We start from the raw sequence: 14276 nt of genomic DNA, 5'->3' as shown, positions 1-14276 counted from the left end.
GGGTGCTTTTCAGTCGTAGACGACCGTCGTCGGCGAGTGCCCGAAGAGGTAGGACTCGACGATCTCGACCTCCTCCTCCGACACCTCCCCGTCGACGATGCGGTAGCTGCGGAACTCCACCTCGTCACCGGCCAGGCCGGTCTCGGGGCCGTGGTGGCGGGTGGACACCAGCACGTAGTGCGTGCGGGGGTCGGCAGCGGGGCCCGACGCGTACCCGATGTCGGTGCGCGACGGGTAGGCCTCGGTGGCGGTGTGCGAGTGGTAGACGACGACGGGCCACTCGTCCCGGTCGTCCATGTCCCGGTACAGGGCCAGCAGGTCGGCGCTGTCGAACTCGTAGAACGTCGGCGACCGCGCCGCGTTGAGCATCGGGACGAAGCGCTCGGGACGCTCGGTCCCCTCGGGCCCGGCGACGACGCCGCATGCCTCGTCCGGATGGTCCTTCCGGGCGTGGGCCACGATGGCGTCGTAGGTCGCGCGGTCGATGCGCAGCACGCGGCCAGTCTAGGCCTGCCCGCCCCGCCGTCTCCGCGTCACCCCCGTGCATCTCCGGCCGGGCGTGCGCCGGGAGACCGGCGGGGCCGGATACGGTCGCTGGCGTGTGGCTCCCGTCGCTCCTCATCACCGGTGTGGTGCTGGTGGCCCTGCCGGCGCTGGTCCTGGGTGTCCGGGGGCTGTTCCGGCACCGCGGCTACAGCGCGGCCCAGCCCGGCGACCGCGCTCCCGTCGTCGTCCTCGTGGTGCTGCGCGCTCTGCTCCTGCTCCTGCTGGCCACCATCTCGGCGGTGGTGCTGGTCGCCACGATCGGCGCGATGGTCGTCGACGTCGAGCTGCACGGCATGGTCCGCGTGCTCTTCGTCCTGGACCTGCTCCTGGCGGCGCTGGTGCTGCTCACCTTCGGCCGGCGCGAGCGGCGACCAGCGCGTCGACGAGCGACCCCTGCAGCGCGGTGAGCCAGTAGTAGACCGCCAGCTGGTGGTCGCCCTCGTCGACGATCTCCTCCGGCGGCTCGGACTCCTCGCTGATGTCCAGCCGCGTGCCCAGGGCCAGCCGCAGGTCGTTGCTGGTGCGCAGCCAGGCGCCGGCCTGGTCGGTGTCCAGCCGGACCTCTCCTCCGCCGTCGGGCAGCGTGGCGCGCACGGTGGCGAGGTCGTCGGACTTGCCACCGCGCAGCGACTGCTCGGTCAGGCCGCGGTAGTCCTCGGCCAGCGCGGCGTCCGAGCGGTGCCCCGCCGGGAACAGCCGGGCGATCACCGGGTCGCCGGTGCTGTCGGCCGGGTCGGCGTCGAGCAGCTGCTCCAGCTGGTCGAGCAGCAGCCCGATGATGCCGGTCTCCGCCGGGTCCAGGCGGGCGACCAGCCGGCCCCCACGGGAACGGAACGGCTTCACGCGACCTCCTCGGCGCTCGTCACGCGCCCGCTCACGAGTCGCGCTGGTAGCTGGCCCACAGCCCGTAGGCGTGCAGCCGGCTGGTGTCGTGCTCCATCCGCTCCCGGGGGCCCGAGCTGACGATCGCCCGGCCGTCGTGGTGCACCTGCAGCATGAGCGCGGTCGCCGTCGGCTCGTCGTAGCCGAACAGCTCCTGCAGCACGAACGTCACGTACGTCATGAGGTTGACCGGGTCGTTCCAGACGATGGTCACCCACGGCCGGTCCAGGTCACCGAGTTCTTCCTCGGTCGTCTCGGGGGCCCGGGTCGGGGCGATCGGTCCGGCCACGGGTCCACCTTAGGACGTGATTCGGCCCCGTGAGCCGGCTCCACCTACGCTCCGGAGCCATGCCGACGGCTACCGCGCTGCTCACCGACCGCTACGAGCTGACGATGCTGGCCGCGGCGCTGGCCGACGGCACGGCCGACCGGGACTGCGTGTTCGAGGTGTTCGCCCGCCGGCTCCCCCACGGCCGCCGGTACGGGGTGGTCGCCGGCACCGGGCGGCTGCTCGAGGCCCTGCCGGGGTTCCGCTTCGGCGACGAGGAGCTGGCGACGCTCCGGGCCCAGGGGCTGACCGACACCCGGCTGCTGGACTGGCTGGCCGGCTTCCGCTTCAGCGGGGACGTCGACGGATACGCCGAGGGAGAGCTGTTCTTCCCCGGCTCCCCCGTGCTCACCGTCCGTGCGTCGTTCGGCGAGGGCGTCCTGCTGGAGACCCTGGCCCTGTCGATCCTCAACCACGACTCCGCCATCGCCTCGGCCGCCGCCCGCATGGTGGCCGCCGCCTGCGAGCGGCCGTGCATCGAGATGGGCTCGCGGCGCACCCACGAGGAGGCCGCGGTCGCCGCCGCCCGCGCCGCCCACCTGGTCGGCTTCGGGGCCAGCTCGAACCTGGAGGCCGGCCGGCGTTACGGCGTCCCCACGACCGGCACGAGCGCGCACGCCTTCACGCTGCTGCACGACGACGAGCGCGCGGCCTTCCGCGCCCAGGTGGACACCCTCGGGGTGGGCACCACGCTGCTGGTGGACACCTACGACGTCGAGCAGGGCATCCGGACGGCGATCGAGGTGGCCGGCCCGGAGCTCGGCGCGATCCGGCTGGACTCCGGCGACCTCCCGACGCTCGCGACCCGCGCCCGCCAGCTGCTCGACGAGCTCGGCGCCACCGGCACCCGGGTGATCGTCACCAGCGACCTCGACGAGTACGCCATCGCCGGCCTGATGGCCGCACCCGTGGACGGTTACGGCGTGGGGACGTCGCTGGTCACCGGCTCGGGTGCGCCCACGGCCGGCATGGTCTACAAGCTGGTGGAGCGGGACGGCGTCCCGGTCGCGAAGCGGTCCGAGGGCAAGAACTCCGTGGGCGGCCGCAAGTCCGCGGTCCGCCGGCACGCGGCCGACGGCACGGCCACCGCCGAGGTCGTCAGCAGTGGGGGGATCGAACCGCAGGAGGGTGACCGCGACCTGGTGCTGCCCCTCGTCCGCGAGGGGGAGCTGTGCGACCCGGCCTCCCCCGGCCAGATGCTGCAGCGCGCCCGGCAGCACCACGCGCGGGTGCGGGAGGCCCTGCCCGCCGAGGCCTGGGCGCTGTCCCGTGGCGAGCCCGCCTTGGAGACGCTGACCGCCTGAACCGGCATGATCGGCCCATGACCCGCGCACTGATCGTCGTCGACGTGCAGAACGACTTCTGCGAGGGCGGCAGCCTGGCCGTGGCCGGCGGCGCCGCGGTCGCGGCCGCGATCACCGAGCACGTCCGCTCGGTGGGCTACGACCACGTCGTGGCGACGCGCGACCACCACATCGACCCCGGGCACCACTTCGCCGCGGCGCCGGACTTCGTGGAGACCTGGCCGGGGCACTGCGTCGTGGGCACCGGCGGCGTGGAGCTGCACCCCGCACTGGATCGCGGCCCGATCGAGGCGGTGTTCGACAAGGGCGAGTACGCCGCCGCCTACTCGGGCTTCGAGGGGACGGCGGACGGGGTCGGGCTGGCCGACTGGCTGCGCGGCCGGGGCGTCGGGTCGGTCGACGTCGTCGGCATCGCCACCGACCACTGCGTCCGCGCCACCGCGCTGGACGCCGTCGCCGCCGGGTTCACCACCCGCGTGCTGCTCCCGCTCACCGCCGGGGTCTCGCCGGCGACCACCGAGGCGGCCTTGGACCAGCTCCGCACCGCCGGCGTGGAGCTGGCAGGAGCAGTCCACGGTTCGTGAGGCCCGGGGTCGCGCCGGACGACGTCCTGGCTCACCACCCGTGGTCCTGGCGCACGACCGGTGCTGGCCAGGACCCTTGTCGATCAGGCCGGGGCACTGATCGACATCACACCGCGTCCAGGACCTCGTCGCGGGTGAACCCGAGCACCTGCAGGACGGCGTCCAGGTAGGGCTGGTTCAGCGCGGTGTGGGCTTGCTCGCGCACGAAAGGCTTGGCGTTGAAGGCGATGCCCAGGCCGGCGGTGTTCAGCATGTCGAGGTCGTTCGCGCCGTCGCCGACGGCCACCGTCTGGTCCAGCGGGATGCCGTACTGCGCGGCGAACCGGGTCAGCGCCCGGGCCTTGCCCGGCCGGTCGACGATCTCCCCGACCAGCCCGCCGGTCAACCGGCCGTCGACGACCTCCAGGGTGTTGGCCGCGGCGAAGTCCAGCCCGAGGCTCTCGGCCAGCGGATCGGTGATCTGCGTGAAGCCGCCGCTGACGATCCCGCAGCGGAAGCCGAGGCGCTGCAGCGTCCGGATGAGCGTCCGCGCGCCCGGCGTGAGCACGAGGTGCTGACGCACCTCGTCGAGGACCTCCTCGGGCAGCCCGGCCAGCACGGCGACGCGGGCGCGCAGCGACTCGGCGAAGTCGAGCTCGCCGTTCATCGCCGCCGCCGTGATGCGGGCGACCTCCGCGGCCCGTCCGGCGCGGGCGGCGAGCTCGTCGATCACCTCGCCCCGGACCAGGGTGGAGTCGACGTCGAGCACGATCAGCCGCTTGCTGCGCCGCGCGAGGCCCACCTGCTCGACGGCGATGTCCGCTCCGGTGGAGGCCGCCACCGAGGCGAGCGCGGTGCGCAGCGCCGTGGCCTCGGCCCCCGAGACGGTGAGCTCGAAGCTGGTGACCGGGTAGTCCGACAGCCGCCGGATGGCGTCGATGTTGCCGCCGATGCCCGCCACGGCCTGCGCGGCGCCGGCCACCGCCTGGGGCGGCACCGGGCGACCCAGCACGATCACGTGGTGCGGCCGGCCGGCGTCCGGGCCGACCGCGGCCGGCCCGGATGCCGGCTCCACGGTGACGTCCACCCCGACCGCTGCGGCGACGACGTCGGCGGTGCGGCGCAGGGAGGCCAGGAACTCTGCCTGGTCGACGACGGGCGCGCCGTCGCCCGGCAGGGCCCCGACGACGACGCCGAGCACCAGGTGCCCGTGCACCACGACCTGCTCCACGTCGAGGACCTCCACCGCCGGCACGTCCCCGCCCGTGCCGGCCAGGGCGGAGAACAGCCGGGCGGTGACGCCGGGCCGGTCGGCGCCCGTGATGGTGAGCACCGCCTGCGGTGCAGGGGTGTCCGGGAGCTGGCGCAGCGGGGCATCGAGCGGCACTCCGTCATCGTGCCGCACCCGCTCCGCCGCCCGGCCGCTCCCCCCGGTGGCCGCCTGGGCGACGCCCGGAACGGCCGAACGCCCCGCAGGCAGGGCCTGCGGGGCGTTCGAGGTCGCTCGCCCCCGGGGGAGGGCGTTCGTCAGGTCGGGTCGGGGTCGTTCTCGCCCTGACGCCGGCCGGTGTCGCCGACCAGCTCGCTGACACCGCCGTACGGCTCGTGCCGCTTACCGGCGTGCGCCTCGGCGTGCAGCCGCTCGACCAGGTGCGGGTAGTGCGCCTCGAACGCCGGGCGCTCCGAGCGGATCCGCGGGATCTCCACGAAGTTGTGCCGCGGCGGCGGGGAGGAGGTGGCCCACTCGAGGCTGTTGCCGTGGCCCCACGGGTCGTCGCGCAGGGCGAGCTCACCGTACTTCCAGGACTTCACCACGTTGTAGACGAACGGGATGGTGGCGGCGCCCAGGATGAACGACCCGATCGTCGACACGGTGTGCAGCAGCGTGAAGGCGTCGGTGGGCAGGTAGTCGACGTACCGGCGGGGCATGCCCTCGTTGCCGAGCCAGTGCTGGACGAGGAACGTCGCGTGGAAGCCGATGAAGGTCAGCCAGAACTGCAGCTTGCCCAGCCGCTCGTCCATCATCCGGCCGCACATCTTGGGGAACCAGAAGTAGATGCCGGCGTAGGCGGCGAACACCACGGTGCCGAAGACGACGTAGTGGAAGTGGGCGACGACGAAGTAACTGTCGTTGACGTGCCAGTCCAGCGGCGGGCTGGCCAGGAGCACACCGGTCAGGCCACCGAGGAGGAATGTGATCATGAAGCCGATGGAGAACAGCATCGGCGTCTCGAACGTCATCTGACCGCGCCACATGGTGCCGATCCAGTTGAAGAACTTGATCCCGGTCGGCACGGCGATCAGGTACGTCAGGAAGGCGAAGAACGGCAGCAGCACCGCGCCGGTGGCATACATGTGGTGCGCCCACACCGCCAGCGAGAGGGCGCCGATCGCCATCGTCGCGAACACCATGCCCTTGTAGCCGAACAGTGGCTTGCGGGCGAAGACCGGGATGATCTCGGTGACGATGCCGAAGAACGGCAGGGCGATGATGTAGACCTCGGGGTGCCCGAAGAACCAGAACAGGTGCTGCCACAGCATGGGCCCACCGTTCTCGTCCGAGTAGATGAGGGCGCCGAGGTTGCGGTCAGCCAGCATGCCCATGATCGCCGCGGTGAGGATCGGGAACGCGAACAGGACGAGGATGCTGGTCACCAGCGTGTTCCAGGTGAAGATCGGCATCCGGAACAGCGTCATCCCCGGCGCCCGCAGGCAGACGATCGTGGTGATGAAGTTGACGGCACCGAGGATCGTGCCCAGACCGCTGACCGCCAGGCCGGCGAACCACATGTTCGCTCCCGGGCCCGGGGAGTGCACCACGTTCGACAACGGGGTGTAGGCGTACCAGCCGAAGTCGGCGGCGCCGCCCGGGGTCAGGAAGCCCGAGACCGCGATCAGGCTGCCGAAGAGGAACAGCCAGTAGGAGAAGGCGTTCAGCCGCGGGAAGGCGACGTCGGGAGCACCGATCTGCAGCGGCATGATCAGGTTCGAGAACGCGAAGAACAGCGGCGTCGCGAACATCAGCAGCATGACCGTGCCGTGCATCGTGACGAGCTGGTTGTACTGCTCCGGCGACAGGAACTGCAGACCCGGCCGCGCCAGCTCACCGCGCATCAGCAGGGCCATCAGGCCGCCACCGATGAAGAAGGCGAACGAGGTGGCCAGGTACATGAGGCCGATGGTCTTGTGGTCGGTGGTCCGCAGCAGGTTCGAGAGCCGCGAGCCCTTGTCGACCACGTGAGCCGGGCTGGGCCGGCTCACGATGGGCGCCGGTGCAATCGTCACGGCTCGCAGCTTAGACCGTGCCGCGCGGCACCTCAGATCGGGCGGGCTGGGCGCGCCGGAGCGGTCACGGCACCCGCCGGTAGGTGGTCACGTCGACGGAGATCGTGACCTGCACGTCGGCCGGCAACCGCGCCAGCGACGCCGCCAGCCCGGCGGCCGTGAGGTGCCGTGCATGGGGGCCCATCCCCACCAGCGTCGCCACCGCAGCGTGGTCGAGCCGCAGCGTGCGGCGGTGGCGCTCGGCGCCCTCGCGCACCAGGTGGGGCTCCAGGGTTGCGGCCAGCCGTCCGGCCTTTCCGGGGTCCACCCGCAGCAGCCCGAGCGGCGCGATGATCTCACCGAGGTGGTCCGGCGCCGGGGTCACGACGACCAGCCGGCCCTCCGGACGGAGCACCCGGGCGATCTCGGGGCCGTTGCGCGGGGCGAAGACGACCAGCGCCCGGTCGACCACACCGTCGCGCACCGGCAGCCGAGCCCAGGTGTCGGCGACCACCGCGATGGCCCGGGGGTGCGCCCGCGCCGCCCGGCGGGCCGCGTAGCGGCTGGCGTCGAGGACCACGCCGACCGCCCCGGGGAGCCCGTCGAGCAGCCGGGCCAGGTGGTGGCCGGTGCCGCCACCGAGGTCGAGCAGGGTCACCGGCACCCCCGGCGCCGTCACCGCGTCGGCGAGCGCGGCCGTGACGGCGTCGTAGTGGCCGGCCGCGAGGAACGCCACCCGGTCGGCGACCATCTCGGCCGAGTCACCGGTCGCCGGGCGTCGCCCGGGCGGCAGCAGCGTGAGGTGGCCCTGCCGGGCACGGTCGACGGAGTGCCCCTCGGCGCAGCGCAGCCCCGTGTCCCCCGGCCCGGCCGCGAACGGGGCGGCGCAGACCGGGCAGGCGAGCAGCGCGACCGCGCGGGGGTCCAGCGGCGGGGCGCTCACCGGCGCGGCGGCACCGGGTGGAAGGTCACGTCGCGCAGCCGGCCGGCGTCCGCGACGGCGGTGGCGTACGTGCCGTGGGGCTGTCTGCGCCGGTCCGTGGGCGAACCGGGGTTGAGCAGGCGCAGGCCGGACGGCGCGGTCGTGTCCCACGGGATGTGGCTGTGCCCGAAGACGAGCACGTCGACATCGGGGAACCGTGCGGCGCACCGCGCCTCACGACCCTTCGCGTCCCCGGTCTCGTGCACGACGGCGAAGCGGATGCCCTCGATCTCCGTGCGAGCGACCTCGGGCAGCCGCTCCCGCAGCGGTCCGTGGTCGTTGTTGCCGTACACCGCGACCAGCCGCCGGGACCGCTCCTCGAACCGGTCGAGCAGTGGCACGTCGACCCAGTCGCCGGCGTGCACCACGACATCGGCCGCGTCGATGGCCGACCACAGCGGATGAGGTAGATCACGCGCCCGCTTGGGGACGTGGGTGTCCGCGGTGAACACCAAGGAGACCGGCACGGCACCATCGTCCCAGGCGGCCACCGTCCTGCCGCGGCCGCTCCAGCGACCGCGCCCCGCAGCGAGCCTGCGAGGAGTGCGGGGGCAGCGGGGGTCCTTCCCTCAGCCCTGCCGGTCGGCGAGAGCGCGCAGCCGCGCGTTGTAGGCGGCCCGCTCGGCGTCGCCGGTGCGGTCGGCGGTGCGATCGATCGTGCGGGCCTGCCGGTCGTCCGACCGCGCCCAGGAGAAGAAGACGACGGCGAGGACGAGCACCGTGGGCAGCTCGCCGAAGGCCCAGACGATGCCGCCGGCCGCGCCCTGGTCCGACAGCGGGTCGATGCCCCACCCGGCCGGCGGCACGGCGAAGGTGTCCACCACCAGCGACCCGGCCAACATGATCGCCACGCCGAAGAAGGCGTGGAAGGGCACCGGCAGGAACAGCTCCAGCATCCGACCGGGGTGGCTCAGCGTCCGCGGCCACGGGTCCTGGGCCACGATCGGGCCGAAGAACAGCAGGCCGGTGACGACGAAGTGGGCGAGCATGAACTGGTGCCCGGCCGGGCTGGACATCAGCGCGTCGAACAGCGGGGTGAAGTAGACGCCGTAGAGGCTGGCGATGAACAGCGGCACGGTGAACAGCGGGTGCGCCACGAAGTGCGCGAACCGGCTGTGCAGCGCGTTGAGCAGCAGCGCCCGGGGCGCACCGGCCGCACCGCGTCCGCGCGGCAGCGTGCGCAACGCCAGGGTCACCGGAGCGGCGAGCAGCAGCAGCAGCGGCGTGATCAGCGACAGCACCATGTGCTGCGCCATGTGGACGCTGAAGATCACCATGCTGTAGCCGTTGAGCCAGGTGCCGGTGACCGCGAACAGGGACGCGACCCCGCCGGTCCAGGCGACGGTGCGCCACCACGGCCAGCTCACCCCGGAGCGGCGCAGCCGCACGACCGCGGCGAGGTAGACGACCAGGCCCACGACGCTGAGCACCGCGAGGACCGACCAGCCCTCCAGGTGCGGCAGGAACATCCGCCCCCACGTCGGCGGGTCCTCGGGGACCCACATGCCCGAGTGGTGCCCGTGCTCCACCGCGATCTCCTCCAGCCGGCCGGTCGTGCGGCCCCACTGTCCCACCGGCGGCGGGTCGGCCGCCCCCTCCCCCGCGCGTGCACGGGCTCACGATGATCCGGTCACCGGATCGACATCGGCGTCAGTCGTGGACGGGCGCCTCGTGGCCGGCGTGGGTCTCGGCCTCGAGCTGGAACGTGCAGTGCTCCATGTCGAAGTGGCTTCCGAGGCAGGCGCAGAGTGCGTCGAGCACCCGGCCGCCGTGGCCGACCGCCAGCGCCTCGTCGGAGACGACGACGTGCGCGGACAGCACCGGCAGCCCGGAGGTGATCGTCCAGGCGTGCAGGTCGTGCACACCGAGGACCCCGTCGACGGCGACGATGTGCGCGCGGACCTGGTCCAGGTCCACCCCGCGGGGCGCGGCCTCCAGCAGCACGTCGAGGGCGTCGCGGAGCAGGTGCCACGCCCGGGGCAGGACGAGGCAGCCGATGACCAGGGAGGCGACGGTGTCAGCGGGGGTCCAGCCGGTGGTGGCGATGACCACGGCGGCGACGATGACGGCGACCGATCCGAGGGCATCGGCGAGGACCTCCAGGTAGGCCCCCCGCACGTTCAGGGACTCACCGCGGCCGCGGTGCAGCACCGCGAGGCCGATCAGGTTCACCACCAGCCCGACGACGGCGATGGCGAGCATCAGGCCCGACCCCACCTCGGGCGGGTTCCCGATCCGCCGCACCGCCTCGACGAGCACGTAGCCCGCCACACCGAGCAGCAGGACGCCGTTGGCGACGGCCGCGAGGATCTCCGCGCGCTGCCAGCCGAAGGTCCGCCGTCCCCGGGCCGGCCGCTGCGCCAGCGTCACCGCACCCAGGGCGAGCGCGATCCCGGCGGCGTCGGTGGCCATGTGCCCGGCGTCGGCCAGCAGGGCGAGCGACCCGGAGAGCACCGCGCCGACGACCTCGGCGCCGAGCACCGCCACCGTGAGCGCGAGGACGACGGCGAGCCGGCGGCGTTGCGGCCCCGCGGCCGTTTCCGCTCCGTGCGCGTGGCCGTGCCCCATGGACGTGCTCTCCCCTACCGCTCTCCGGACGGACACCGGAAGTCTCCACCACACCCGACGCCCCCCGCCGGAACGGTCCGGCGGGGGGGGCGTCGTCGTGGTGGTGCCGGCGATCAGATCGCGACGCCGCGCTCCCGCAGCCACGGGAGCGGGTCGATCCGCTGCCCGTCGATCCCGCCGACGTGCACCTCGAAGTGCAGGTGCGGGCCGGTCGACTGACCACGGTTGCCGAGCAGCGCGATCGTGTCGCCGGCGCGGACGATCTGACCCGGCTCGACCAGGATCTCGTCCATGTGCCCGTAGACGGTGACGTCGCCGTTGCCGTGCTGGATGTACACGGCCAGCCCGTATCCGCTGGCCGCGCCCGCCTCGAGGACGACGCCGTCCATCGCCGCGTACTCCGGGGTGCGCATGGGGGCGGCGAGGTCGATGCCGGCGTGCAGCGTTCCCCACCGCGGACCGAAGCCGCTGGTGAGCCGGCCCCCGGGGACGGGCAGGACGGCCTTCGGGCGGGCCGCCTCGGCGGCGGCGCGCGCGGCCTCCTCGGTGGCGAGCCGGTCGGCCTCCGCCTGTGCGTCCGCGGCAGCGGCCCGCTCGGCGTCGCGCGCGTTGCGGCTGACCACCATCTCGCGGAGCAACGAGGTGTCCTCGGCGTCGACGACCTCGGCCGAGGCGGACCCCTCGATGCCCAGCTGCTCGGCCACGCTGACCGAGTGGCTGACCGGGTGGGTCTCCACGGCGGCCGGCTCGCCGACCGAGGCGCCGCTCACGCCGAGCGCCCCGACCAGAACGGCGGCGAGGTAGAGCGGGGAACGCCGACGCCCCGACGGCGGGCGTCGGGCCAGGAGCCCGCGGCGCCCGCCGGCCCCGGCCAGGGCGGCCGGGGCGTCCTTCACCACGACGACGGCGGCAGGTGCGGCGAGGGGCGCGTCGACCAGCGCGGCGATGTCGGTGACCGGAGCCAGGGCGGTGAGATCGACCGCGGACCGCTTGTACGGGGTGGGACGGCGCCGCACCGGGGCCGGATCCGCCGCGACCTCGGTTGCGGCCTTCCGGGCGATGGTGGCCCTGGCGGTCGCCACGGTCACCCGGACGGCCCTCGCGCCCGCGGCCTTCCCCGTGCGGGAGGCCTCGGCGCGAGCCGCCAGGGTGCCGGCGGCCGGATCGGTGGCCCGACGGACCTCGGACGCCTGCGCCTTCCCCTCGCGCTGCGGCGGAACCGTGGACGGGGCCTTCTCCTCGACGTCCCCGCTGGTGGAGCGGACCGGGGCGAGCGACGGGGTGGCCGTCTCGGCCGGCGCCGCATCCTCCTCGGGGAGGCGGTCGTGGTGGAGCGAGCTCATGCACCTGACTTCCGTCGGCGGACATTGCACTGCGACTCCCGGGGAGAGGAGCGGGGCCCATGTAAACATGCCGTGATGGGTTCGTGATCTGAGGAAGGGGGTATTGACCTGCAATTCTGTGAACCGGGTCACCGAGCTCCAGCGGTGTCATTCGCCTGGGCGTAAGCGCGGATGGACGCAGAGTGAGTAACACGCCGTAGATGGTTGAGAGCGGCGCGATCCGGCGCACGAAGGGGAAAACCACCTGTTCACCGGCCCGATCGAGGGAGTTCCCGCATGCGCGCAGTGACCTGGCACGGACGAGGAGACGTCCGGGTGGACACCGTTCCCGACCCGACCATCCAGGATCAGACGGACGTCATCGTCGAGATCACCTCGAGCGGCATCTGCGGCTCCGACCTCCACCTCATCGAGGTGCTGGCGCCCTTCATGACCGTCGGCGACGTCATGGGTCACGAGCCGATGGGCATCGTGCGCGAGGTCGGCCGCGACGTCACCTCCGTCAAGCCCGGCGACCGGGTCGTCGTTCCGTTCAACGTCTCCTGCAACACCTGCTGGACGTGCTCGCAGGGTCTGCAGTCCCAGTGCGAGACGACGCAGAACCGCGAGCAGGGCATGGGTGCCTCGCTGTTCGGCTACACCAAGCTCTACGGCCAGGTGCCCGGCGGCCAGGCCGAGTACCTGCGGGTGCCGTTCGGCAACACGCTGCCGATCAAGGTGCCCGACGCCCCGCTGGACGACCGGTTCGTCTACCTCTCCGACGTGCTGCCCACCGCCTGGCAGGCGGTGCAGTACGCCGGCATCCCGGAGGGCGGCAGTGTCCTGGTCCTGGGCCTCGGCCCGATCGGTGACATGGCCACGCGCGTCGCCAAGCACCTCGGCGCCGGGCAGGTCATCGCCTCCGACGTCGTACCCGAGCGGCTCGCCCGGGCCCGACGCAACGGCATCACCGTCATCGACTCGACCGACCAGGCCGAGGTCGTGGCTCGGGTGCGCGACCTCACCGACGGCCGGGGCCCCGACGCGGTGATCGACGCCGTCGGCATGGAGGCGCACGGCTCGCCCCTGGCCACCATCGCCCAGAAGGCCACCGCCGTGGTGCCCGACGCGATCATGGAGCGGGTCATGACCGTGGTCGGCATCGACCGGCTGGCCGCGCTGAACACCGCCATCGAGGCCGTCCGCCGCGGCGGCACGATCTCGCTGTCCGGTGTCTACGGCGGGGCCACCGACCCGCTGCCGCTGATGCGGATGTTCGACAAGCAGATCCAGCTGCGCATGGGCCAGGCGAACGTGTGGCGCTGGGTGCCCGACATCCTGCCGCTGCTGCTCGACGGCGACCCGCTGGGCGTCGACGAGTTCGCCACCCACCGCCTGCCGCTGGAGCAGGCGCCGGAGGCCTACGCGAACTTCCGCCAGAAGAAGGACGGCGCGGTCAAGGTGCTGCTCCAGCCGTGACGCCGGGGCGGGCCGGCAGGACGACATCGTCTCCGGCCCGCCCGCGCATGCCCGCCCGTCAGCGGGTAGGGCAGTGCCCATGACGATCCCCACTGCCGAGAACTCCGGCACCTACCGCCTCGGTGACCGCGAGGTCCACCGCCTGGGTTACGGCGCCATGCAACTGGCCGGCCCGCACGTCATGGGGCCGCCGGCCGACCGGGACGCCGCCGTCGCCGTGCTCCGCCGCGCCCTCGAGCTCGGCGTCGACCACATCGACACCAGCGACTACTACGGGCCGACCGTCGTCAACGAGCTGATCCGCGAGGCGCTGCACCCCTATCCCGAGGACCTGGTCATCGTGACCAAGGTGGGCGCCCGGCGGGACGCCGACGGCGGCTGGCCCGAGGCGCTGGACGCCGACGACCTGCGGCGCGCCGTCCAGGAGAACATCGACCACCTGGGCGTCGAGGCGCTCGACGTCGTCAACCTGCGCATGCCCGGCTTCGCCGAACCGGTGCAGCGCTCGCTCGCCGAGCCGTTCGAGGCGCTGGCCGCTATGCAGCAGGAGGGGCTCGTCCGCCACCTCGGGGTCAGCAACGTGACGCCGCAGATGTTCGCCGAGGCCCGCGCCATCGCGCCCGTCGTGTGCGTGCAGAACCACTACAACCTCGTGCACCGCGCGGACGACCCGCTCATCGACGCCCTGGCCCGCGAGGGCGTCGCCTACACGCCGTTCTTCCCGCTGGGCGGGTTCACCCCGCTGCAGTCGGCCGCGCTGGAGACCGTCGCCCGCCGCCTCGAGACGACGCCGATGCAGGTCGCGCTGGCCTGGCTGCTCGCCCGCTCCCCCAACCTGCTGCTCATCCCGGGCACCTCCTCGGTGGCCCACCTGGAGGAGAACCTGCAGGCCGGCGCCCGCGTGCTGGGGCCGGCCGAGCTCGAGGAGCTGGACCGCATCGGTGGCACCGGCGAGCCCCCCGTCGACCTCTGAGCAGAGACCCCTGTGCCGTGCCCGCTCACCTGCCAGGGCGAGGGCCGCGCCTTCGGGTGAGCCCA

The 14276-nt window shown here is 73.3% G+C and carries 15 protein-coding genes; 5 read left to right on the top strand and 10 right to left on the bottom strand.

Annotated features, from left to right (window positions below; translation table 11 throughout):
- Positions 1 to 9 precede the first annotated feature (9 nt).
- On the bottom strand, positions 10 to 495 hold the full coding sequence (locus ABC795_RS04875) for a M67 family metallopeptidase (RefSeq protein ID WP_347059785.1): 486 nt from the start codon (positions 493 to 495) through the stop codon (positions 10 to 12).
- A 104-nt stretch (positions 496 to 599) separates the two neighbouring features.
- On the opposite strand from ABC795_RS04875, the gene ABC795_RS04870 reads away from it, so the two are divergent.
- The gene (locus ABC795_RS04870; protein WP_347059784.1) at positions 600 to 953 is read left to right on the top strand and encodes a hypothetical protein; all 354 of its coding nucleotides are present in this window, start codon (positions 600 to 602) and stop codon (positions 951 to 953) included.
- On the opposite strand, the gene ABC795_RS04865 is transcribed toward ABC795_RS04870, so the two are convergent.
- Both ABC795_RS04865 and clpS read right to left on the bottom strand, forming a co-directional pair.
- Positions 892 to 1389, bottom strand: a complete 498-nt coding sequence (locus tag ABC795_RS04865; RefSeq protein ID WP_347059783.1) for a DUF2017 family protein — start codon at positions 1387 to 1389, stop codon at positions 892 to 894. The genes ABC795_RS04870 and ABC795_RS04865 overlap by 62 nt on opposite strands.
- 31 nt (positions 1390 to 1420) lie before the next feature.
- Positions 1421 to 1717, bottom strand: coding sequence for an ATP-dependent Clp protease adapter ClpS (gene clpS, locus ABC795_RS04860; RefSeq protein WP_347059782.1), 297 nt, complete (start codon positions 1715 to 1717; stop codon positions 1421 to 1423).
- A gap of 59 nt (positions 1718 to 1776) precedes the next feature.
- Here clpS and ABC795_RS04855 point away from each other — a divergent pair, with 59 nt between their 5' ends.
- Positions 1777 to 3060 carry a nicotinate phosphoribosyltransferase gene (locus ABC795_RS04855; RefSeq protein WP_347059781.1) on the top strand — a complete coding sequence of 428 codons (1284 nt, stop codon included), beginning with the start codon at positions 1777 to 1779 and terminating at the stop codon, positions 3058 to 3060.
- A gap of 17 nt (positions 3061 to 3077) precedes the next feature.
- Entirely contained in the window at positions 3078 to 3644 is a 567-nt protein-coding gene (locus tag ABC795_RS04850; protein WP_347059780.1) for an isochorismatase family protein, read from the top strand.
- Between the two features lie 106 nt (positions 3645 to 3750).
- Here the strand turns inward: ABC795_RS04850 and serB are convergent, their stop codons facing one another.
- The 7 genes from serB to ABC795_RS04815 form a co-directional block, all read right to left on the bottom strand.
- The gene (serB, locus tag ABC795_RS04845; RefSeq protein WP_347059779.1) at positions 3751 to 5010 is read right to left on the bottom strand and encodes a phosphoserine phosphatase SerB; all 1260 of its coding nucleotides are present in this window, start codon (positions 5008 to 5010) and stop codon (positions 3751 to 3753) included.
- 140 nt (positions 5011 to 5150) lie between these two features.
- Positions 5151 to 6908 (bottom strand): cytochrome c oxidase subunit I, encoded by a 1758-nt coding sequence (ctaD, locus tag ABC795_RS04840; RefSeq protein ID WP_347059778.1) that lies wholly within the window; start codon positions 6906 to 6908, stop codon positions 5151 to 5153.
- A gap of 64 nt (positions 6909 to 6972) precedes the next feature.
- Positions 6973 to 7830: a putative RNA methyltransferase gene (locus tag ABC795_RS04835; protein ID WP_347059777.1), complete on the bottom strand. Its 858-nt coding sequence runs from the start codon at positions 7828 to 7830 to the stop codon at positions 6973 to 6975.
- Positions 7827 to 8336 (bottom strand): YfcE family phosphodiesterase, encoded by a 510-nt coding sequence (locus ABC795_RS04830; protein WP_347059776.1) that lies wholly within the window; start codon positions 8334 to 8336, stop codon positions 7827 to 7829. The genes ABC795_RS04835 and ABC795_RS04830 overlap by 4 nt, the downstream gene beginning before the upstream one ends.
- A 102-nt stretch (positions 8337 to 8438) precedes the next feature.
- Positions 8439 to 9443 carry a cytochrome c oxidase assembly protein gene (locus ABC795_RS04825; RefSeq protein WP_347059775.1) on the bottom strand — a complete coding sequence of 335 codons (1005 nt, stop codon included), beginning with the start codon at positions 9441 to 9443 and terminating at the stop codon, positions 8439 to 8441.
- Positions 9444 to 9519: 76 nt separating this feature from the next.
- Positions 9520 to 10437: a cation diffusion facilitator family transporter gene (locus ABC795_RS04820; RefSeq protein WP_347059774.1), complete on the bottom strand. Its 918-nt coding sequence runs from the start codon at positions 10435 to 10437 to the stop codon at positions 9520 to 9522.
- A 113-nt stretch (positions 10438 to 10550) separates the two neighbouring features.
- The gene (locus ABC795_RS04815) at positions 10551 to 11780 is read right to left on the bottom strand and encodes a peptidoglycan DD-metalloendopeptidase family protein (protein WP_347059773.1); all 1230 of its coding nucleotides are present in this window, start codon (positions 11778 to 11780) and stop codon (positions 10551 to 10553) included.
- A 276-nt stretch (positions 11781 to 12056) separates the two neighbouring features.
- Here ABC795_RS04815 and ABC795_RS04810 point away from each other — a divergent pair, with 276 nt between their 5' ends.
- Positions 12057 to 13238 (top strand): alcohol dehydrogenase catalytic domain-containing protein, encoded by a 1182-nt coding sequence (locus ABC795_RS04810; RefSeq protein ID WP_347059772.1) that lies wholly within the window; start codon positions 12057 to 12059, stop codon positions 13236 to 13238.
- A 79-nt stretch (positions 13239 to 13317) separates the two neighbouring features.
- Positions 13318 to 14211, top strand: coding sequence for an oxidoreductase (locus ABC795_RS04805; RefSeq protein WP_347059771.1), 894 nt, complete (start codon positions 13318 to 13320; stop codon positions 14209 to 14211).
- Positions 14212 to 14276 lie beyond the last annotated feature (65 nt).

Origin of the sequence: Blastococcus sp. HT6-30 (assembly GCF_039729015.1) — a bacterium.
Classification (GTDB): domain Bacteria; phylum Actinomycetota; class Actinomycetes; order Mycobacteriales; family Geodermatophilaceae; genus Blastococcus.
This window is presented reverse-complemented; position numbering and strand designations above follow the sequence as displayed.

Coding starts and splice junctions, on each gene's coding strand:
- ABC795_RS04855 (WP_347059781.1), top strand. CDS start 1,777: ATGCCGACGGCTACCGCGCTGCTCACCGACCGCTACGAGCTGACGATG.
- ABC795_RS04850 (WP_347059780.1), top strand. CDS start 3,078: ATGACCCGCGCACTGATCGTCGTCGACGTGCAGAACGACTTCTGCGAG.
- ABC795_RS04820 (WP_347059774.1), bottom strand. CDS start 10,437: ATGGGGCACGGCCACGCGCACGGAGCGGAAACGGCCGCGGGGCCGCAA.
- ABC795_RS04815 (WP_347059773.1), bottom strand. CDS start 11,780: ATGAGCTCGCTCCACCACGACCGCCTCCCCGAGGAGGATGCGGCGCCG.
- ABC795_RS04810 (WP_347059772.1), top strand. CDS start 12,057: ATGCGCGCAGTGACCTGGCACGGACGAGGAGACGTCCGGGTGGACACC.
- ABC795_RS04805 (WP_347059771.1), top strand. CDS start 13,318: ATGACGATCCCCACTGCCGAGAACTCCGGCACCTACCGCCTCGGTGAC.